This window comes from Albidovulum sediminis (assembly GCF_025380365.1).
GTDB lineage: Bacteria > Pseudomonadota > Alphaproteobacteria > Rhodobacterales > Rhodobacteraceae > Albidovulum > Albidovulum sediminis.
This window is the reverse complement of sequence record NZ_JAOCQF010000002.1, coordinates 1-18,835: the sequence shown is the minus strand read 5'-3', so window position 1 is coordinate 18,835 and position 18,835 is coordinate 1. Positions and strand designations below refer to the sequence as shown.

Sequence of the window (18,835 nt, the reverse complement as noted above, 5' to 3'; positions counted from 1 at the left end):
CCGCGGGGGCCCCCCCCACGCCGACCCCCCCCCCCCCCCCCGCCCGCAGGAGCTCATTTATATCCACTTCGGCGGGGGGGGGGGGGGGCCCCCCCCCCCCCCCCTGCCCTCAGAACTCCACCCCCGCCTGGCCCTTGATGCCGGACCGGAACGGGTGCTTGACCAGCGTCATCTCGGTCACCAGGTCGGCGATCTCGATCAACTCGTCCTTGGCGTTGCGCCCGGTCAGGACGACATGGGTCATCGCGGGCTTCTCCGCCTTCAGGAACGCTACCACCTCCTCCACCGGCAGGTAGTCGTAGCGCAGCGCGATGTTGATCTCGTCGAGAAGCACCATGCGGTTGCTCTCATTCCGGATCAACTCCTTGGCCTTTTCCCAGCCCCGCCGCGCCGCCGCGATGTCACGGTCGCGGTCCTGGGTTTCCCAGGTGAAGCCCTCGCCCATCGCGTGGAACTGGCAAAGCTCGCCGAAATGCCGCTCGATCAGCGTGCGCTCGCCGGTCGACCAGGCGCCCTTGATGAACTGCACCACCGCGCAGGGCATCCCATGCGCGATGCAGCGCAGAATCATCCCGAAGGCGGAGGAGCTTTTACCCTTGCCCGCGCCCGTGTGGACGATGATCAGTCCTTTCTCCCCCTCCTTGCGCGCCATGATCTTGTCGCGCGCGGCCTTCTTCTTGGCCATCTTCTGCGCATGGCGAAGGGCGTCTTCTGCGGGATCGGTCGTTTTCTGTTCGGTCATGGTCCCTTCCGTTGCTTGACAAGGGGGTACCCCATGCCTCAGGTGAGGCGGCGCTGGTTCCTGTCTTAGGGCAGGCGAAGAGGGAATGCGACAGGCTTTGCGACCATCGAGCGTCGAAGGCCGAAGCGCAGCCGCCCCCGCGACCGTGACCGGAGAGGCCCTCCAATCCCACTGGCGCAAGCCGGGAAGGGGGCGGGGCCGCCGGGGCCGTCACAGGCCCCGACATCCGCAAGCCGGGAGACCTGCCAGCGCGAAGGATACGCGACGGCGGACGGGGTGTTCCGCGACCGGCTCGGATACGGCAGGTATCCCCGCGGGTCCCCCCTTCCGACGCAAGGAAGGATGCACGGGTGACTGTCACGCTTCACGTCTGCACGACCTGTCGGATGGGCCAGCCCGCCGCAGAGGATGAGCCGCGCCCGGGTGCACGGCTACTTTCCGCGCTGCAGGCCGCCGGCGCGCCCGAGGGGGTGCGCATCGTCCCGGTCGAATGCCTGTCAGCCTGCGATCACGGCTGCAACATCGCGCTCAGCGGCCCCGGCCGCTGGTCCTATGTCTACCGCGGGATGGACCCGGACGCCCATGTCGACGACATCCTGGCCGGCGCCGCCGCCTATGCTGCGACGCCCGATGGCCTTGTTCCCTGGCGCGATCGCCCCGTGATCTTCCGCAAGCAGTCGCTTGCCCGCATTCCCCCGATGGAGACCTGAATGTCCGACCTGTCGAAAATCCCCGTCACCGTCATCACCGGCTTTCTTGGTTCGGGCAAGACGACGCTGATCCGCCACCTGATGCTGAACCCGCAGGGCAAGCGGCTCGCCGTTCTGGTGAACGAATTCGGCAGCGTCGGCGTGGACGGCGACATCCTGAAATCCTGTGCCGACGAGAACTGCCCGGCGGAGAATATCGTCGAACTGGCGAACGGCTGCATCTGCTGCACGGTGGCCGACGATTTCATCCCGACGATCGAGGCGCTGATGGCGCTGCCGCAGCGGCCCGACCACATCCTGATCGAAACCTCGGGGCTGGCGCTGCCGAAGCCGCTCCTGAAGGCTTTCGACTGGCCGGCGATCCGGTCGCGCATTACCGTCGACGGCGTCATCGCGCTGGCCGATGCAGAGGCAGTCGCGGCCGGCCGGTTCGCACCCGATGTCGACGCCGTGCAGGCCCAGCGCGAGGCGGACGACAGCATCGACCACGAAACGCCCCTGTCGGAAGTGTTCGAGGACCAGATCGCCTGCGCCGATATCGTGCTCCTGTCCAAGGCCGATCTTGCGGGCGATGCCGGCCTTGCCGCCGCCCGCGCGGTGATCGAGGCCGAGGCGCCGCGCCGCTTGCCTATCCTCGCGATGGAAGAGGGCCGCATCGACCCGGCAGTGATCCTGGGGCTGAACGCCGCCGCCGAGGATGACCTGCACGCCCGCCCCTCGCACCACGACGGGCACGACGACCACGAACACGACGATTTCGACACCGTGGTGATCGACCTGCCCGAGGTCGCGGACCCCGAGACGCTCAAGTCCGCGATCGCGCGGCTGGCGCGGGAACAGAACATCCTGCGTGCGAAGGGCTATGTCGCGGTCGCGGGCAAGCCCATGCGGCTGCTGGTGCAGGCGGTGGGCGAACGCGTTCGCACCCAGTTCGACCGGCCCTGGGGGGACGCGCCGCGCCTGTCGCGCCTGGTGGTGATCGGCGAGCACGACGATGTGGACCCCGCCGCCATCCGTGCCGTCCTGGTGCCAGAGACCGCGGGGGCCTGATCCGCGATGCACGTCGTCTTCCGCGAAAGCCACGGGCTGGAGGAAACCGAGACGCCCACCGACCTCGGCCAGGACCCGGCCGATCTGGTGGTACTGTCCTTTTCCGACAGCGACCTTGGCGCCTTCGCGGCCGGCTGGCATCGGGCCGCGGGCGGGCTGCCGACGCTCAGGCTCGCCAATCTCGTGGCGCTGCGGCATCCGCTGTCGGTCGACACCTACGTGGAACGCACCCTGGCGCAGGCGAAGGGCATCCTGATCCGGCTCATCGGCGGGGAAAGTTACTGGCCCTACGGCCTCGCGCAGCTTCAGGACCTGTGCCGCCAAAGGGGGATCGCGCTGGCCATCCTGCCCGCCGACGGGCGCGAGGACGCGCGGCTGGACGAATTGTCCACGTTGCCGAAGTCGACCCTGCGGCGGCTTCAGGCGCTGTGCGATGCCGGTGGCGCGGTCGCAGCACAGGCGGCGCTGCAGCAACTGGCGCTGGCCGCGGGGCTTTATGCCGGCCCCGTCCCGGGTGAAAAGACCGTGCCGCCCTTCGGCTGGTATCGCCCCGGAGCGGGCGTCACCCCAGCGCCGGAGGCGGGCGACCGTCCGCTGGTCGTCGTGACGTTCTACCGGTCCTACCTGACCTCGGCCGACACAGACCCGGTCGATGCGCTGGTCGCTGCCTTCGAGGCGCGGGGCTTCGCTGCCATCGGCGTCTTCGCCGCCAGCCTGAAGGATGTCGCCGCCGCCAGATGGCTGGCCGCCGAACTCGCACGGCTGAAACCGGCGGCCATCGTCAATGCCACCGCCTTTTCCGCCAGGGGCGCCGATGGCGCGCCCTCCCCGCTCGACGCGCCGGGATGCCCGGTGTTCCAAGTTGCCCTGTCGACCGCACGGCGCCGCGACTGGGTGGCGGCCGATCGCGGCCTGTCGCCCGCGGACCTCGCGATGCATGTTGTCCTGCCCGAGGTGGACGGGCGCATCTTCGCCGGCGTAGCCAGCTTCAAGAGCCCCGGCAAGCGCGATGCCGACCTTCAGTTCTCGCGCTTTGCCCATCGCGCGGACCCCGACCGGGTGGCGGCGATCGCCGACCGGGTGGCGGGCTGGCATCGCCTTGCGCAGACCGCGCCCGAAGACCGGAACCTGGCGCTGATCCTGTCCACCTATCCGGGCAAGGACTGGCAACTGGCCCATGCGGTCGGGCTGGACGCGCTGGCCTCTGCCGAGGCCATCCTTTCCGCGCTGGCCGGTGAGGGCCATGCCGTGGAACCCGGTGAGGGTCTTGGCGCCGCTCTGACGACGGCCACGCTCGACTGGCCCGTGTCCGCATATGCGGAGGCGCTTGCCCTCATGCCCCCGCCGCTGAGACAGGCGATCCTGTCGGCCTGGGGCGATCCCCACGACGATCCCGCCGTGGCGGACGGGCAGTTCCGCTTCCGCGCGCTGCGGCGCGGCCGTGCCTTTGTCGCGCTGCAACCCGAACGCGGCGAGGTCAGGACGCGCGGTGACGACTACCACGATCTTGCCCGCACGCCGCGGCATGGCTACGTCGCCTTCTACCTCTGGCTGCGCGCGCAGGGCCTGCACGCGATTGTCCACATCGGGGCGCATGGCACGCTGGAATGGCTGCCGGGCAAGTCGGTGGCCCTTTCTGCCGATTGCTGGCCCGAGGCGCTGACCGGCCCCCTGCCCGTCGTCTATCCCTTCATCGTCAACGACCCCGGCGAGGCGGCGCAGGCGAAGCGCCGGACGGGTGCCGTCACCATCGGCCACCTGCCGCCGCCGCTTGCAACCGCCGCCGTCCCGGAAGAACTGACCCGGCTCGAACGGCTTCTGGATGAATATTCCACCGCCGACGGGCTCGACCCCGCCCGCCGAGACCGCCTGATCCGGGCGATCCGGGACGAGGCGCGGGGGCGCGGGGTGGAAGACGACCTGGGCATCCCGGAAAACGCCTCTCCGGCCGAAGCGATCACGCGCATCGACCGGTTCGTCTGCGACGTGAAGGAAAGCCAGTATGGCGATGGGCTCCATGTCTTCGGCAACGGCCAGTGCGGGGCGGAGGAGCGCGCGGGCCTCATCGCCGCGCTGAGCGGGCGGCGGGTCGAGGCGGGGCCTTCCGGCTCCCCCTTCCGGGGGCGCACGGACGTGCTGCCGACGGGTCGGAACCTCTTCACCACCGATCCGCGCGCGGTGCCCTCGCGCGCGGCGCATGCGCAGGGGGTGAAACTGGCCGAGGAGCTTTTGCGCCGCCACCTGCAAGACCACGGCGACTGGCCGCGCGCGCTGGTGGTGGACCTCTGGGGATCGGCCACGATGCGCACGGCGGGCGAGGAATTCGCCATGGCGCTGCATCTGGCCGGGCTTGCCCCGAAGTGGGACGACGGCTCCGAGCGCGTATCCGGCTTCGAGGTGATCCCGCTCGCGCTGCTGCGGCGGCCGAGGATCGACGTAACCTTGCGCGTTTCCGGCCTGTTCAGAGACGTTTTTCCCGGCCTTGCGCAGCTGTTCGAAGGGGCCTGCGCGGCATTGGCGGCCCGCGAAGAAGCGGCGGAGGACAACCCATATCAGCAAGCCTCTCCGCGCGTGTTCGGGCCGAAGCCCGGTCTCTATGGCCTCTCCATGGGCGAAGCCATCGAGGATTATTGCGCAGAGGGCCGCGCTGCGGCCGGCGAGGCGTGGCTTGCCGGGTCGGAATGGACCATCGACACAGCGGGCGGCGCGCGGCAGTCACGCGAGGCGCTGGAGGCGCGTGTGCTGGCGGCGGACGGGTTCGTGCACCTTCAGGACATGGCCGAGACCGACCTTCTGCTCGCCTCCGACTATGCCGCGCACGAGGGCGGGTTCGCCGCGGCGGTGGCACGTCTGGGCGGCAGCCTTCCCGCGCTCTATCACCTTGACGCGACGCGCCCCGACGCCCCGCGCGCCCGTACGCTGAGCGAGGAAATCGGCCGCGTGGTGCGTGCCCGGGCGGCAAACCCGGCATGGGCCGACGGCATGATGCGGCACGGGTTCCGCGGCGGGGCCGAAATTGCGGCGACGCTGGACCACATGGCGGCCTTCGCCCATCTCGCGCGGGCGGTGCCGCCGCATCTGTTCGACCTTTACCATGACGCGACGCTGGGCCGCGCCGAGGTTGTCGCCTTCCTGCAGCGCGAGAACCCGGCAGCACTTCAGGCGCTGCGCGACCGCTTCGTCGCGCTGCGCGAGGCGGGCCTTTGGGTGACGCGGCGCAATTCCATCGCGGCGGGGGGCGAGAGATGAGCGCGCCCGTGATCCAGGGCTGGTGCCCCGGCGCGCTGCGCCCGATGATGTCGGGCGACGGTCTTGTGGTCCGGGTGCGCCCGCGTGGCGGGCGGCTGACCCCCGGGCAGGCAAAGGGCATCGCGGAACTGTCGGCGCGATACGGGAACGGCCTGATCGACCTTTCGGCGCGCGCCAACGTCCAGCTTCGGGGGGTGAGCGAGGCCGGGCACGGCGCCCTGATCGCGGGGCTGGCGGCACTTGGCCTGATCGACGAAACGGCCGAGGCCGAGGCCCGCCGCAACATCACGGTGACGCCCTTCTGGCAGGAAGGCGACGGGGTTCAGGATGTCGCCGCCACGCTCGCCTCGGCGCTGGCGGCGCCCGATGCGCCACAGACGCCCGGCAAGTTCGGCTATGCGATCGACTGCGGACCGGTGCCTGTGCTGCAGGGCGTTTCGGCCGACATCCGGATCGAGCGCGCGCGCGGCGGGCTCTGCGTCCGGCCGGACAGTGCGGCGACCGGCGCCTTTGCCACCGCCGCGACAGTTGCACCTCGCGCGCTGGAACTGGCGCGCTGGTTCCTTGCCTCCGGCGGCGCGCCGGCCGGCCGGGGGCGCATGGCCGCGCATCTGGCCGCCGGCGCACGGGTGCCGGACCTCTTCCGGGAGGTGCCGGCAGCGCCGCACGGTCCCGCGCCGGCCCCGGTTCCCGGCCCGGCGCCGACGGGGTACCTTGTCGGAGTGGAGTTCGGCCAGCTTGCGGCCCACACGCTTGCGGCCCTGTCCGGTTGCGGTGCGCTGCGCGTCACGCCCTGGCGGATGCTGCTGATCGAGGGCGCGGAGGCGCCGCCCGACCTGCCCGGCCTGATCGCCGGACCGCACAATCCGCTGCTGCGCGTCTCTGCCTGCACGGGCGCGCCGGGCTGCCCGCAGGCGCATGTCGCGACGCGGGCGCTGGCGCGCGCGCTCGGCCAATCCCTGCCGGCGGGGCTGGGCCTTCATGTCTCCGGCTGCGCCAAGGGCTGCGCCCATCCGGGGAAGGCCACGCTCACGCTCGTCGGCCGCCCCGGCAGCACCGTGGACCTGATCCGCGACGGCGCCACGACAGACGCCCCGTCGGCGTGCGGGCTTGACCCCGCGGGCCTGACCCTGAGTTCCCTGATCGAGATCGATGATGCCCCATAGCTACCAGACCGACGGCGCGGCCATCTACCGCGAAAGCTTCGCCACCATCCGCGCCGAGGCCGACCTTGCCGGCTTCACGCCCGAGGAGGAGGTCGTCGTCGTCCGCATGATCCACGCCGCAGGCATGGTGGGGCTTGAGCGGCATGTCCGCTTCTCCCCCGGCATGGCCATCGCCGCTCGCACGGCGCTGGAGGCGGGCGCGCCGATCCTATGCGATGCGCGGATGGTCAGCGAAGGCATCACCCGCCCGCGCCTGCCCGCGGGAAACGAGGTCATCTGCACCCTGCATGACCCACGCGTCCCGGACCTGGCGAAGGCGATGCAGAACACCCGTTCGGCGGCCGCGCTGGAACTGTGGCGTCCGCATCTTGCCGGGGCGGTGGTGGCGATCGGCAATGCGCCGACGGCGCTTTTCCACCTGCTCAACATGCTGGAAGACCCGGCCTGCCCGCGACCAGCGGCGATCATCGGGTGCCCGGTGGGCTTTGTCGGGGCCGCCGAATCGAAGGACGCGCTGATGGCCGACCTGCCCGCCCCGTCCCTGATCGTGCAGGGGCGGCTTGGCGGCTCGGCGATCACGGTGGCTGCGGTCAACGCGCTGGCCAGCCGGAAGGAGTGAGCATGGGAAAGGTCATCTGCGTGGGCCTCGGCCCCGGCGACCCCGAACTGATGAGCGTGAAGGCCGACCGGCTGATCCGGTCCGCGCGCCATATCGCCTACTTCCGCAAGGCCGGGCGGGCCGGGCAGGCGCGTCAGATCGTCGAGGGCATGATCGGCGCGGATGCCACCGAGTATCCCATGGAGTATCCCGTAACGACGGAGATCCACTTCGCCGACCCCGAATACAACCGTCTGCTCGCCGCGTTCTACGAGGACTGGGCGCAGCGCCTGGCCGAACTGGCGCAGGACGAAACCGTCGTGGTCCTGTGCGAGGGCGACCCGTTCTTCTACGGATCGTTCATGCACCTGCACTCGCGCCTTCAGGGGCGGGCGGAGGTGGACGTGGTGCCGGGCATCACCGGCATGTCGGGTTGCTGGACCGCAACCGGCATCCCGATCACCTGGGGCGACGACGTGCTGACCGTCCTGATGGCGACCCTGCCGGAAGAGGAACTGGCCGACCGCGCCCGCGATGCCGATGCGCTGGTGGTGATGAAGATCGGCCGCAACCTTCCCAAGCTGCGCCGCGCGCTGGCCAAGGCCGGCAGGCTCGGTGCCGCCTGGATCGTTGAGCGCGGCACCATGGAGGGGCAGCGCGTGCAGCGCCTGTCCGAGGCCGAAGAGGTCGCGCCCTATTTCTCCGTCGTCATCGTCCACGGTCAGGGACGGCGGCCATGAGCGGGTGGGTGGCAGTGGCAGGTCTTGGCCCCGGGGATGAGCGGCTGGTGACCGAGGAGGTGCGCGCGGCGCTCGCCGAAGCGACCGATGTCGTAGGCTACATTCCCTATGTCGCCCGCGTGACGCCCCGCGAAGGGCTGACGCTGCACCCATCGGACAACCGGGTGGAGATCGACCGCGCCAACCACGCGCTCGACATGGCGGACAAGGGCCGCAGGGTCGTCGTCGTCTCCTCGGGAGATCCGGGGGTGTTTGCCATGGCCTCGGCCCTGTTCGAAGCGCTGGAAGCGCGAGCCGCGCCCAACTTGGTCGATATTCGCATCCTGCCGGGGATCACCGCGATGCTGGCCGCCGCGGCGCGGCTGGGCGCGCCTCTCGGCCACGACTTTTGCGTGATCAATCTGTCGGACAACCTCAAGCCGTGGGAGTTGATCGAGCATCGGCTACGGCTGGCCGCGCAGGCGGGCTTCGCCATGGCCTTCTACAACCCGCGCTCGTCAAGCCGGCCGCACCAGTTTGCCCGCGCGCTTGACATCCTGCGGCTGGAATGCGGGAACGAGCGGCTGATTTCATTTGCCCGCGCCGTCACCACGCCCGAAGAGCGGCTGCTCACCGTTTCTCTGGGCGAGGCAACGCCCGAGATGGCCGACATGCGCACGGTCGTCATCGTCGGCAATGCCGACACCCGGCGCGTCGGGCGGTTCGTCTACACGCCGAGATCGGCGCGATGAGCGAGGAACGCCATCACCTGTTCGATGGTCTCCGCAATGGGGCGGCTTGGCAGGCAAGGCCGGTCGATCAGGATGACCGGAAGCCCAAGCGCGCGCGCAGCGTCGAGCTTTGCCCGCGCGCCAGTGCCGCCCGCGTTCTTGGCGACCACCATGTCGATGCGATGAGCGCGCAGGAGCGCAATGTCGCCCTCGACGTCGAACGGGCCGCGGGCGATGACGGCAGTGGCGTCCGGCAGCGGCAGGTCGCCCTCTGGCGGATCGACGAGACGCAGGAGGTAGTGGTGTTCCGGACGTCCCGCGAACGCCGAGAGGTTCTGCCGGCCGATGGCCAGGAAGATGCGGGCGGGCCGCGCAGGCAGCGCGGCCGCCGCGGCCGCAAGATCGGGAACGCGGGTCCAGCGGTCGCCGGCCGCCGCCTGCCAGGGCGCCCGCTCGAACGCGCAAAGCGCGACGCCCGTCCCGGCGCAGGCCTCGATCGCATTCAGGCTCATCCGGGCGGCGAACGGATGGGTGGCGTCGACCACATGGGTGATCCGTTCCGCCGCAAGGAACCGGGCAAGGCCGGTGGGCCCGCCAAAGCCGCCGATCCGCGTCGGCAGCGGCTGGGCGACCGGCGCGCCGGTCCGGCCAGCGTAGGAAAAGACCGCGTCGACCCGCGCTGCGGCAAGATGCCGGGCCAGCAGGCTCGCTTCGGTGGTGCCGCCCAGAAGAAGGACGCGCGTCATGGCTGATCCCTGGCTGACGATCATCGGACTTGGCGAAGATGGCGCGGCGGGCCTGACCGAGGCAAGCCGCAAGGCAGTTGCGGCAGCCGATATCATATTCGGCGGCCCGCGCCACCTGGCGCTTGCGGGGGCAGGCGCGCGGGGGCGGGAATGGCCGGTTCCGTTCAGCGTCGCGCCGGTTCTGGCCGAACGCGGGCGCCGGGTCGTCGTCCTCGCCTCGGGCGACCCCTTCTGGCACGGCGCGGGCGGTTCGCTGGTGGAGCATCTGTCGCCGGGCGAATGGGTGTCGCACCCGGCTCCGTCAAGCTTTGCGCTCGCTGCCTCGCGGCTCGGCTGGCGGCTGGAGGATACGGTGTGCCTGGCCCTGCACGCCGCCCCGTTCGAGCGGCTGGTGCCGATCCTCGGGCGTGGGGTGCGGGCGATCTGCCTGGTGCGTGACGGCGCCGCGGTTCCGGCGCTGGCGGACTGGCTTGCCGGGCGCGGCTTCGGGCCATCGGCGCTGACGGTGCTGGAATCGCTCGGCGGGCCGGAGGAGCGTATCCGGCGGACGCGGGCAGAGGCGTGCGACCTGCACGATGCGCGATACCCGGTCGCCGTCGCCATCGAGGCGGCGGGCGCGGCGGGCCTGCCGCGCTCCTGCGGGCTTCCCGACGGCCTTTTCGTCTCGGACGGGGTGATGACCAAGCAGCCGGTCCGGGCGCTGACACTGTCCGCCCTGGCCCCGCGTGCGGGCGAGGTGCTGTGGGATCTCGGCGCAGGGTCGGGCACGATCGCCGTCGAATGGTGCCTCTGCGCGCCGGGGGCAATGGCCCTGGCGGTCGAGGCGCGGGCCGACCGGGCGGCGAATGTGCGGGCCAATGCCGCCGCTTTCGGCGTCGGTCATCGCCTGACGGTGATCGAGGCCGGCTGGCCCGGCGCGCTGTCCTCCCTCCCCCGCCCGGATGCCGTCTTTGTCGGCGGCGGGGCAGATCAGGCCGGAATAGAGACGATCTGGGCGGCGATCCCCGCCGGCGCGCGGCTTGTGGTCAACGCGGTCACGCTGGAGACAGAGGCGCTGCTGACGGGGTGCCATGCCGCAAAGGGGGGCACCCTGATGCGGCTGGATATGGCAACGGCCGAGCCCCTGGGGCGGATGCGGGGCTGGGTTCCCGTGCGCCCGGTGGTGCAATGGAGTGTGACGCGATGAGGGTGGCGGGCCTGGGATTTCGAGCGGCGGCAACAGCCGCATCGCTGGCCGACGCGCTCAGGCGCGCGGGGGGCGGGGCCGACCTTCTGGCCACGGCCGAGGAAAAGGCCGGGCAACCCGCCATCCGCGACCTTGCCGCCGGGCTCGGACTGGAGGTGCGGGCGGTCGGAGCCGCGGACCTGGCCGCGCAGGAGGTGCGGACCCGTTCGGACCGGGTGGCCGCGCGGTTCGGGACCGGGTCGGTTGCCGAGGCTGCGGCACTGGCCGCGGCGGGACCGGGGGCACGGCTTCTGGGGCCGCGGGTGATATCGGGCGACGGGCTGGCGACGGCTGCGATCGCCATCGGGAGGACGACATGACAGTGCATTTCATCGGCGCCGGACCGGGCGCTCCGGACCTCCTGACCCTGCGGGGGCGTGATCTGATCGCAGCCTCGCCCGTCTGCCTTTACGCGGGATCGCTCGTCCCCGGGGCGGTGCTGGCGCATTGCCCGCCCGGCGCGCGGATCGTGAACACCGCGCCCCTGTCGCTCGACGAGATAATCGAGGAGATCGCCCGCGCGCATGCGCAAGGCCAGGACGTCGCGCGGCTGCATTCCGGCGACCTGTCGGTCTGGTCGGCGATGGGCGAACAGCTGCGACGGCTGCGCGAACTTGGCATTCCCTTCGACGTGACGCCGGGGGTGCCGTCCTTTGCCGCCGCGGCGGCCGCGCTCGGCGCTGAGCTGACCCTGCCGGGGATCGTGCAGTCGGTGGTCCTGACCCGGACCTCCGGACGCGCCACCGCGATGCCGCCGGGCGAAACGCTGGAGAACTTTGCCAGGACCGGCGCGGTTCTGGCGATCCATCTGTCGGTGCATGTGCTCGACCGGGTGGTTGCGGAACTTTCGCCGCACTACGGCGCCGATTGCCCGGTCGCGGTGATCTGGCGCGCAAGCTGGCCCGATCAGCGCATTGTGCGGGCGACGCTGTCCACGCTCCACACCGCCATCGGCGCCGAGATGGAACGGACCGCGCTTATCTTCGTCGGCCACTCTATCGGGGCGGAGGAATTCGACGAAAGCCGGCTTTACGCGGGCGACTACGACCGCCGCTATCGCCCCGTCGGCACCCATCCCCGCTTTCCGGAATCGGAATCGTGACGGTTGCGGGTCAGATTTCGGCCGGCCTGACACGGGCCGACCGGGGCGAGGGGGCCGCCTGCCCTCGCGCGTATCCGGACAACGAGGAAGGGCGAGGCGATGCCTGCTGACGGGCTGATCATTTCGGCCCCCGCCTCCGGGACGGGCAAGACCACGGTGATGCTGGGGTTGCTTGGCGCGTTCCGGCGTCGGGGGCTGGTCGTGCAGCCCTTCAAGTCGGGGCCGGACTACATCGACCCCGCATTTCACCGCGCGGCGTCGGGGCGACCTTCGGTCAACCTCGACACCTGGGCGATGGATCGCGACCGGATCGCGGGGCTGATCGGCGCGGCGGCGGGGGCAGACCTGATCCTGGCCGAAGGCTCGATGGGGCTGTTCGACGGGGTGGCGCGCGCCGGGGCGGCCGGAACCGGCGCTTCGGCCGATCTCTCCGCCCTGACGGGGTGGCCGGTTGTCCTGGTCCTTGACGTGTCGGGACAGGCGCAGTCGGCGGCAGCGGTGGCGCAGGGCTTCGCGCGGATGCGGGCGGATGTCGCGGTCGCGGGCGTTATCCTGAACCGGGTGGCGTCGGACCGGCACGAGATGCTGGTGCGGGCGGGCATGGAGGAGGCCGGCATCCGGGTCTTCGGCGCACTGCCCCGGCATGCGGCGATCGCGGTGCCGGAGCGGCATCTGGGGCTGGTCCAGGCCGAGGAGACGCCGGAACTGGACCGCATCATCGCCGATGCCGCGGACTTCGTGGCCGGGCATGTGGATCTGGACGCGCTGCGTGGTGCCGCGCGACAGACCATCCCGGCCACTGCCGATCCGGTTGCCGTCCCGCCCCCCGGCCAGCGCATCGCCCTGGCGCGCGATGCGGCCTTTTCCTTCGTCTATCCGCATCTGCTGGACGGCTGGCGCCGCGCGGGGGCGGAGATCATGCCGTTTTCACCGCTGGCCGACGAGGCGCCGGACGAGTCTGCAGATTGCTGCTGGCTTCCCGGCGGGTACCCGGAACTGCACGGCGCCACGCTTGCCGGGGCGCGCAGCTTCCGTCACGGTCTGCGGCGTTTCGCCGAAACGCGGCCGGTGCACGGGGAGTGCGGGGGCTATATGGCGATGGGCGCGGCGATCATCGACAAGTCAGGCCAGCGCCACGAGATGGCAGGGCTTCTCGGGCTGGTGACCTCGTTCGAGAAGCGGCGGATGCATCTTGGCTACCGACTGGCCCGGCTGCATGCCCCGGTTCCAGGGCACGGTGCGGGCGCGCGTTTGAGGGGGCATGAGTTTCACTACTCGACGATCATCGAGCAGCCGGATATGGCGCTGGCCGAGGTTGTCGATGCGAATGGCGACTCCGTGCCGGAGACCGGGTCACGCCGGGGCCTTGCCACGGGCACGTTCTTTCACCTGATCGCGGAGGCGGCATGAAAGGTTTCGTCAGTTTCGTCTCTTCCGGTCCGGGCGACCCTGAGCTGCTGACGCTCAAGGCGGTCGACAGGCTGGCCAATGCGGACGCGGTTCTGTTCGACGATCTGTCGTCGGGCCCGATCCTGGCCCATGCGCGGGAAGGCGCAGACCTGGTCGGCGTCGGCAAGCGTGCGGGGCGCGCGTCGCCGAAACAGGATCATGTCAGCCGGTTGCTAGTGGACTACGCCGCCACCGGTGCCCGTGTGGTGCGGCTGAAGTCGGGGGACAGCGGTCTGTTCGGACGGCTGGAGGAAGAGATCATCGCATGCCGGGAAGCCGGCATCGGCTACGAGATCATCCCCGGCGTCCCGTCGGCGATGGCGGCGGCGGCGGCAGCAGGCATTCCCTTAACGCGAAGGCTGACGGCGCGCCGGGTCCAGTTCGTGACCGGGCACGACGTGACCGGCGCCCTGCCCGAGGATCTGAACCTTTCGGCGCTGGCCGACCCGACGGCAACCACGGTGATCTTCATGGGCAAGCGGACCTTCGGTGAACTGTGTCGGCGTCTGACGGCGGCGGGACTGTCGCCTGACACGCCCGCGCTTCTCGCAGAAAGCGTCTCTACCCCGGCTCAGAAGCTCGTTCGCGGCACGCTCGCCTCGATGGAACGGCTCATCGCCGAGGAAGCGTCGGACGGGCCGGCGCTGATCCTGATCGGGCCGCTTGTCTCGCCATGAGCGTCACGGCGACCATCTGCGTCTCTTGCCCCGCCGGGCGGGAGGGATTGGCAGGCCTGGTGCGGAACCGCCTGCAGCCGCTGGGCGTAACGGTGCGCGAAACCGACTGCATGTCGGGCTGCACGCGGCCCGCGACGCTTGCCTTCCGGGCACCGGGCAAGACCGCCTATCTGTTCGGCGATATCACCGAGGACGATCTGCCCGGGATCGAGACCTTCGCACGGCATTACCTTGCATCGGCCGACGGCACCTTTCCGGACGCGCGGGTACTGGGCGGGCTGCGCCTGAAGGCGATCGCCCGGATACCCGGATAACGGCCGCCTGCACCCGGGCCTTCGGTTTCGTCGCTTTGAGGCGGAACCGCGCCGCTTTCGACCTTGACCGGGCGGGCCGGTCCGGGCCAGATGGTTCCTGTACGGTGCCCCAAGGTGCAAAGCGTCCGGGGCCGAAACGGGAATGGGGAAGGGTGGACCAAAGGCGGCACCCGGGGCCCCAACCGCCCCCGCGACTGTAAGCGGCGAGCGGCTTTCCATGAGGCCACTGGGGCGGATGTCCCGGGAAGGCGGAAGGCACGCTTCGACCCGCGAGTCAGGAGACCGGCCGTGCGGTGTTGAAACGCGAAAGCCGTCGGGTGTGACGGCAAAGGAGAAAACATGAACGCGCTCAATCAAACGGCCGCCAAATCCGCCTCTGGCCTTCTGTCCATCGTCTTTGTCGCGCTGCTCGGCGCGACCGTGGTGTTCCTGGCCGGCCATGCCCAGTCGGCGACCCTGCATGACGCGGCGCACGACATGCGCCACGGCACCGGCTTTCCCTGCCACTAAGGCCGGTTTCCGGGTTACACGATGATTCAACGTCTGCTTGCCAGCGCGCTGTTCGCTGGCTTCGCGGCAGGGCTTCTGGCGGCCTTGCTGCATTTCGCTTTCGTGCAGAAGCTGGTGCTTCTGGGCGAAGAATATGAAACCGGTGCGCTCGTCCATTATCAGGGCGTCGCCGCAACAGAGGCCGCGGCCGAACCCGTCGATCATGACCACGAAGCTGGCACGCCCGCCCATGACCACGACGAGCCGGCGGCGGCTTCGCCCGCGAAGCGCAACGCGTTGACAGTGCTGTTCTTCAGCGTTCCCTATGTCGGCTATGCGCTCCTGATGGTCGCGGGCTTCGCGCTCGCCGAACATTTCGGCCGCAGGGTCGAGGCACGTGACGGCGTGATCTGGGGGCTCGCGGGTTTTGCCGCACTGGTTCTCGCCCCGGCGATGGGGCTGGCACCGGAACTGCCCGGCTCGGTCGCGGCCGAGCTTCAGGCGCGGCAGGCCTGGTGGCTGGGCACGGTCATCGCCTCTGGCGCGGGACTGGCGCTTCTGGCGTTCGGGCGCGGCGCCATGGTGCTTGTCGCGGCGCTGGCGCTTCTGGCGTTGCCGCATGTCATTGGTGCGCCACGGCCCGACGGGTTCCATGGCGTCGCCCCGCCCGAGGTCGCAGGCGAGTTCGCGGCGCGGGTGCTGGGGGCCGGACTGGTCGCCTGGGTGGCGCTCGGCTGGGTCGCGGCGCGGCTCTGGACCGGCGGCAGACCGGCCTGACGACGAAACAGTCCCCGCCCGGTCCGGCGCGGGGACGCCCAACAAGGGACGGGGCCAGATGATAGACCTGTTTCTCATCGGCATCGGAACCGGCAACCCGGAGCATCTGACGCTCCAGGCAATCCGGGCGCTGAACGGCGCCGACCTGGTCATGATCCCGCGCAAGGGTGAGAGCAAGGCCGACCTTGCCGAGTTGCGGCGCGCGATCTGCGTTGAGGTTCTTGCCAACCCGGCAACCCGGATCGCCGAATTCGACCTCCCCGTGCGCGACGGCAGCATCGGAGACTATCGCGACAGGGTGGATGACTGGCACGACGCAATCGCCGAAGTGTGGGGACGCACCCTGCATGAGGGCTGCGGAGAGACGGGCAAGGTCGCCCTTCTGGTCTGGGGCGACCCCTCGCTTTACGACAGCACGCTCCGGATCGCGGAGCGTGTCGGGAAAGGGATGCCGGTTCGCGTGCACGTGATCCCCGGCATCACCTCGCTTCAGGCGCTGACGGCGGCACATGCGATCCCGGTCAACGAAATCGGCGCGCCGTTCCTGGTCACGACCGGGCGGCAGTTGCGCGATCACGGGTGGCCCGAGGGCGTCGATACGCTTGTGGTGATGCTGGATGGGGAGTGCTCGTTCCGCGCTGTCGCCCCTGCCGGCGTGTCGATCTGGTGGGGCGCCTATGTCGGCATGAAGGAAGAGATCATCGTTTCGGGTGCGCTTGAGGTGGCCGGCCCGCAGATCCTGACGGCCCGCGCCGAGGCGCGCGCACGCCACGGGTGGATCATGGACATCTACATCCTGCGGCGGGACGCGCGGTAGCGCTCAGGCCTGGCGGATCGTGTCCCCGGGCTGCAGGACGGGGGTCAGCTCGACCCTTTCCCCCCCGATCACGCCGCTTTCGCTGTGCCCCGCGATGATGGCCGCCGCCCGGCGCCCGATTTCGCGCCGGCAGGCATCCATCGTCGCCAGCCGCCGGGGCAAGCCATCGAGCAGATCAACCCCGTTGAAACCCGCAAGCCCCAGGCGCCCGGGCACGTCGATGCCATGGTCAAGGCAATAAAGCAGGCCGCCCGCACCGATCATGTCGTTGGAATAATATAGGAAATCGACCTCCGGGTTGCGGCTCAGCACCGCCTCGGTCATCTCGCGCCCCTTGAGGAGCGCGGAGCCGCCCGAATAGAACTCGCGGTCAACAAGCTCGATTCCTGCCTCGGCAAGGCCGGCCTCGAACCCCTCGAGCCGCTTTCGCGCCCGGTGGTCATCGGGCATCTTCGTACCGAGAAAGGCGATCTTGCGGTAGCCCGCCCGGACGATGGTGCGGGCCATCTCCAGCCCGGCGCGCTTGTGCGATATGCCGACGACGGAATCGACGACAGGGCCGTCGACATCCATGATCTCGACGATGGGAATGCCCGCGTTCTCCAGCATCGCGCGTGCGGCCGGCGTATGCTCCAGCCCAGCGATGATGACACCCGACGGGCGCCACGAGAGCATTTCGTACAGCACCATCTCCTCGCGCTCAGCGGAATAGTTGGTGACCCCGAACACCGGTTGCAGGCCGCTTTCTTCAAGCTCTTCCGAGATGCCGCTCAACACCTCCGGGAACACGAGGTTGGACAGCGACGGGATGATGACGGCGACAAGATTGACACGCTGCGAGGCGAGGGCGCCAGCGATCTTGTTCGGGACATAGCCCAGGCGCTTCGCGGCCTCCAGGACCCGTTCCCGGGTTGCGTCGGACACGTCGCCCCGGTTGCGCAGGACACGGCTGACGGTCATCTCCGAGACACCGGATGCTTCCGAGACATCGCGGAGCGTCAGGGTCCGTCGCTGGTCGTTGGGTGTATTGCCGCTCACGCTGTCCCCTCGCTTCACTGGCGCCTGTGACCTGCTTAGCGCCAATGCCGCGAACTCTGCAAGCAAACCCGTCAGCCGGGCCTGCGCTCTTGCCTTCGTGCTGCGAATGTCATTGCCAGAAGAAGGAATCCCATCGCTGCGGTCAGTTCGAGAAACTCCTCGAGCGAGTTGGCGGCGCGGATGATAAGGTCCTGGCTGTCAAGGAAGGCGTAGGTGGCACCACTGGCGTCAAGGAAGATGCTGCGAAGCAGAGCGTTCACGCCGCCTTCGACCGCCCAGTCGAAAGTGTCCAGAAGCATCGCCGCCATGAAGGTCAGGCACGCTGCGCACATGACGTAGATGGACAGGACATAGCGGCGCCCCGGGACAGAGCGTGTCCTGCCAAGGATCTTCAGCCCCGCGAGGGCGGCAAGCGCCAACGCGCTGCCGATTGCGGCGGCGATGAGCGTGGTCATGTCCTGCGTGTCCATCGACATGATCCGTGCGCTATCTGGGGAAATCATCCCGCCCGCGCTTTCGTGAAATTCGAACAGTTCGTCCACAGCCGCGAGGCTGAAGGCCGCGGCTAACCCCACCCCGTGAAGCGGTCGATCAGAACTTCACCGGCCCGGATTGCACCGAGCGAAAGGACCACCCCGGCGGCGAGGAGGAATCCGGCCGTGAAGTAGCGGATGACATTCTCTTCCTGGCTGATCGCATGAAAGGGAACGAGCGCCGATAGGCCAAACCCCGCGAACAGGGTCACAAGCGCGGCGCGGCGTCCTGTCGGCAAGTCGCTGTCGAACAGCAGGGCGCCCCTCGCCCAAGCGACCGCAACCCCCGGGCCGACCAGACTGACCAGGAACACCCGGGCAAAGGCTTCTGCGTAGTACTCGAAATCCGGGATGCCGCGCGCAGTCAGTGCCCACCAAAGGACGATGGTGCAGAGATATGCCAGCGCGAGTGCCGCAAGAAGCACCAGAGGCACAAGCACGATCAGCGAGGCCCCGCGGCGAGAGTCACCGATTCCCGTCATGGTAGAATGGTCCATGCTCGCGGATTAACTGCGATACGCTGTTTTGGCAAGCATGAATGCGCGCCGACACCGCCCCCGGAGTTGGCTCAAGGGGCGGTGTCGGCACGCAGCGTGCTGAATTTCATCGAGGGAGAGAAATTTTCCCAGTTCTTTTCTAGGTTTGGCGGTGACCTACTCTCCCACGTCTTGAGACGCAGTACCATTGGCGCTGCGGCACTTAA

At 69.6% G+C, this 18,835-nt stretch carries 21 protein-coding genes and 2 riboswitches; of the genes, 16 read left to right on the top strand and 5 right to left on the bottom strand.

The features are described from left to right. Window positions 1–109: 109 nt before the first annotated feature. Complete coding sequence (gene cobO / locus N5I32_RS11715; RefSeq protein WP_261496063.1) at window positions 110–742, bottom strand: cob(I)yrinic acid a,c-diamide adenosyltransferase; 633 nt, start codon at window positions 740–742, stop codon at window positions 110–112. Window positions 743–779: 37 nt separating this feature from the next. Continuing rightward, window positions 780–1,006: riboswitch (cobalamin riboswitch) on the top strand. An 86-nt stretch (window positions 1,007–1,092) separates the two neighbouring features. Between cobO and N5I32_RS11710 the strand changes: the two genes are divergently transcribed. From N5I32_RS11710 to cobJ, 7 genes are read left to right on the top strand one after another with little or no spacing between them, the layout of a single operon-like run. Continuing rightward, window positions 1,093–1,452 carry a DUF1636 family protein gene (locus tag N5I32_RS11710; protein ID WP_261496062.1) on the top strand — a complete coding sequence of 120 codons (360 nt, stop codon included), beginning with the start codon at window positions 1,093–1,095 and terminating at the stop codon, window positions 1,450–1,452. Continuing rightward, the gene (gene cobW / locus N5I32_RS11705) at window positions 1,453–2,502 is read left to right on the top strand and encodes a cobalamin biosynthesis protein CobW (RefSeq protein ID WP_261496061.1); all 1,050 of its coding nucleotides are present in this window, start codon (window positions 1,453–1,455) and stop codon (window positions 2,500–2,502) included. A gap of 6 nt (window positions 2,503–2,508) precedes the next feature. Further along, a complete protein-coding gene (gene cobN, locus N5I32_RS11700; RefSeq protein WP_261496060.1) occupies window positions 2,509–5,751 on the top strand; it encodes a cobaltochelatase subunit CobN in 3,243 nt (1,080 codons plus the stop codon). Continuing rightward, window positions 5,748–6,917 carry a precorrin-3B synthase gene (gene cobG, locus N5I32_RS11695; RefSeq protein WP_261496059.1) on the top strand — a complete coding sequence of 390 codons (1,170 nt, stop codon included), beginning with the start codon at window positions 5,748–5,750 and terminating at the stop codon, window positions 6,915–6,917. Before cobN ends, cobG begins: the two co-directional genes overlap by 4 nt. Further along, window positions 6,907–7,536, top strand: coding sequence for a precorrin-8X methylmutase (locus tag N5I32_RS11690; protein WP_261496058.1), 630 nt, complete (start codon window positions 6,907–6,909; stop codon window positions 7,534–7,536). The genes cobG and N5I32_RS11690 overlap by 11 nt, the downstream gene beginning before the upstream one ends. Before the next feature lie 2 nt (window positions 7,537–7,538). Continuing rightward, window positions 7,539–8,255 carry a precorrin-2 C(20)-methyltransferase gene (locus tag N5I32_RS11685; RefSeq protein WP_261496057.1) on the top strand — a complete coding sequence of 239 codons (717 nt, stop codon included), beginning with the start codon at window positions 7,539–7,541 and terminating at the stop codon, window positions 8,253–8,255. Further along, complete coding sequence (gene cobJ / locus N5I32_RS11680; protein ID WP_261496056.1) at window positions 8,252–8,986, top strand: precorrin-3B C(17)-methyltransferase; 735 nt, start codon at window positions 8,252–8,254, stop codon at window positions 8,984–8,986. The genes N5I32_RS11685 and cobJ overlap by 4 nt, the downstream gene beginning before the upstream one ends. Here cobJ and N5I32_RS11675 read toward each other — a convergent pair. Further along, complete coding sequence (locus N5I32_RS11675; RefSeq protein WP_261496054.1) at window positions 8,962–9,711, bottom strand: cobalt-precorrin-6A reductase; 750 nt, start codon at window positions 9,709–9,711, stop codon at window positions 8,962–8,964. The genes cobJ and N5I32_RS11675 overlap by 25 nt on opposite strands. Here N5I32_RS11675 and cbiE point away from each other — a divergent pair. From cbiE to cobF, 9 genes are all read left to right on the top strand, one after another. After that, entirely contained in the window at window positions 9,710–10,897 is a 1,188-nt protein-coding gene (gene cbiE, locus N5I32_RS11670; protein WP_261496052.1) for a precorrin-6y C5,15-methyltransferase (decarboxylating) subunit CbiE, read from the top strand. The genes N5I32_RS11675 and cbiE overlap by 2 nt on opposite strands. After that, window positions 10,894–11,256 carry a cobalamin biosynthesis protein gene (locus N5I32_RS11665; RefSeq protein WP_261496050.1) on the top strand — a complete coding sequence of 121 codons (363 nt, stop codon included), beginning with the start codon at window positions 10,894–10,896 and terminating at the stop codon, window positions 11,254–11,256. The genes cbiE and N5I32_RS11665 overlap by 4 nt, the downstream gene beginning before the upstream one ends. Then, window positions 11,253–12,038 (top strand): precorrin-4 C(11)-methyltransferase, encoded by a 786-nt coding sequence (gene cobM, locus N5I32_RS11660; RefSeq protein ID WP_261496049.1) that lies wholly within the window; start codon window positions 11,253–11,255, stop codon window positions 12,036–12,038. Before N5I32_RS11665 ends, cobM begins: the two co-directional genes overlap by 4 nt. A gap of 99 nt (window positions 12,039–12,137) precedes the next feature. Continuing rightward, entirely contained in the window at window positions 12,138–13,448 is a 1,311-nt protein-coding gene (locus N5I32_RS11655; RefSeq protein WP_261496048.1) for a cobyrinic acid a,c-diamide synthase CobB, read from the top strand. Then, on the top strand, window positions 13,445–14,164 hold the full coding sequence (cobA, locus tag N5I32_RS11650) for a uroporphyrinogen-III C-methyltransferase (RefSeq protein ID WP_261496046.1): 720 nt from the start codon (window positions 13,445–13,447) through the stop codon (window positions 14,162–14,164). The genes N5I32_RS11655 and cobA overlap by 4 nt, the downstream gene beginning before the upstream one ends. 59 nt (window positions 14,165–14,223) lie before the next feature. After that, a complete protein-coding gene (locus N5I32_RS11645) occupies window positions 14,224–14,478 on the top strand; it encodes a DUF1636 family protein (RefSeq protein WP_261496045.1) in 255 nt (84 codons plus the stop codon). Window positions 14,479–14,563: 85 nt separating this feature from the next. Next, window positions 14,564–14,783: riboswitch (cobalamin riboswitch) on the top strand. A 34-nt stretch (window positions 14,784–14,817) separates the two neighbouring features. Continuing rightward, complete coding sequence (locus N5I32_RS11640) at window positions 14,818–14,988, top strand: CbtB domain-containing protein (RefSeq protein ID WP_261496043.1); 171 nt, start codon at window positions 14,818–14,820, stop codon at window positions 14,986–14,988. A 21-nt stretch (window positions 14,989–15,009) separates the two neighbouring features. Beyond that, complete coding sequence (locus N5I32_RS11635) at window positions 15,010–15,744, top strand: CbtA family protein (RefSeq protein WP_261496042.1); 735 nt, start codon at window positions 15,010–15,012, stop codon at window positions 15,742–15,744. Window positions 15,745–15,802: 58 nt separating this feature from the next. Further along, window positions 15,803–16,561 carry a precorrin-6A synthase (deacetylating) gene (cobF, locus tag N5I32_RS11630; RefSeq protein ID WP_261496036.1) on the top strand — a complete coding sequence of 253 codons (759 nt, stop codon included), beginning with the start codon at window positions 15,803–15,805 and terminating at the stop codon, window positions 16,559–16,561. A 3-nt stretch (window positions 16,562–16,564) separates the two neighbouring features. Here cobF and N5I32_RS11625 read toward each other — a convergent pair whose 3' ends face one another. The 3 genes from N5I32_RS11625 to N5I32_RS11615 form a co-directional block, all read right to left on the bottom strand. After that, on the bottom strand, window positions 16,565–17,599 hold the full coding sequence (locus N5I32_RS11625) for a LacI family DNA-binding transcriptional regulator (protein ID WP_261496034.1): 1,035 nt from the start codon (window positions 17,597–17,599) through the stop codon (window positions 16,565–16,567). Window positions 17,600–17,670: 71 nt separating this feature from the next. Continuing rightward, window positions 17,671–18,069, bottom strand: coding sequence for a US22-like family protein (locus N5I32_RS11620; protein ID WP_261496033.1), 399 nt, complete (start codon window positions 18,067–18,069; stop codon window positions 17,671–17,673). 95 nt (window positions 18,070–18,164) lie between these two features. Further along, window positions 18,165–18,614 (bottom strand): hypothetical protein, encoded by a 450-nt coding sequence (locus N5I32_RS11615; protein ID WP_261496031.1) that lies wholly within the window; start codon window positions 18,612–18,614, stop codon window positions 18,165–18,167. Window positions 18,615–18,835: the final 221 nt, after the last annotated feature.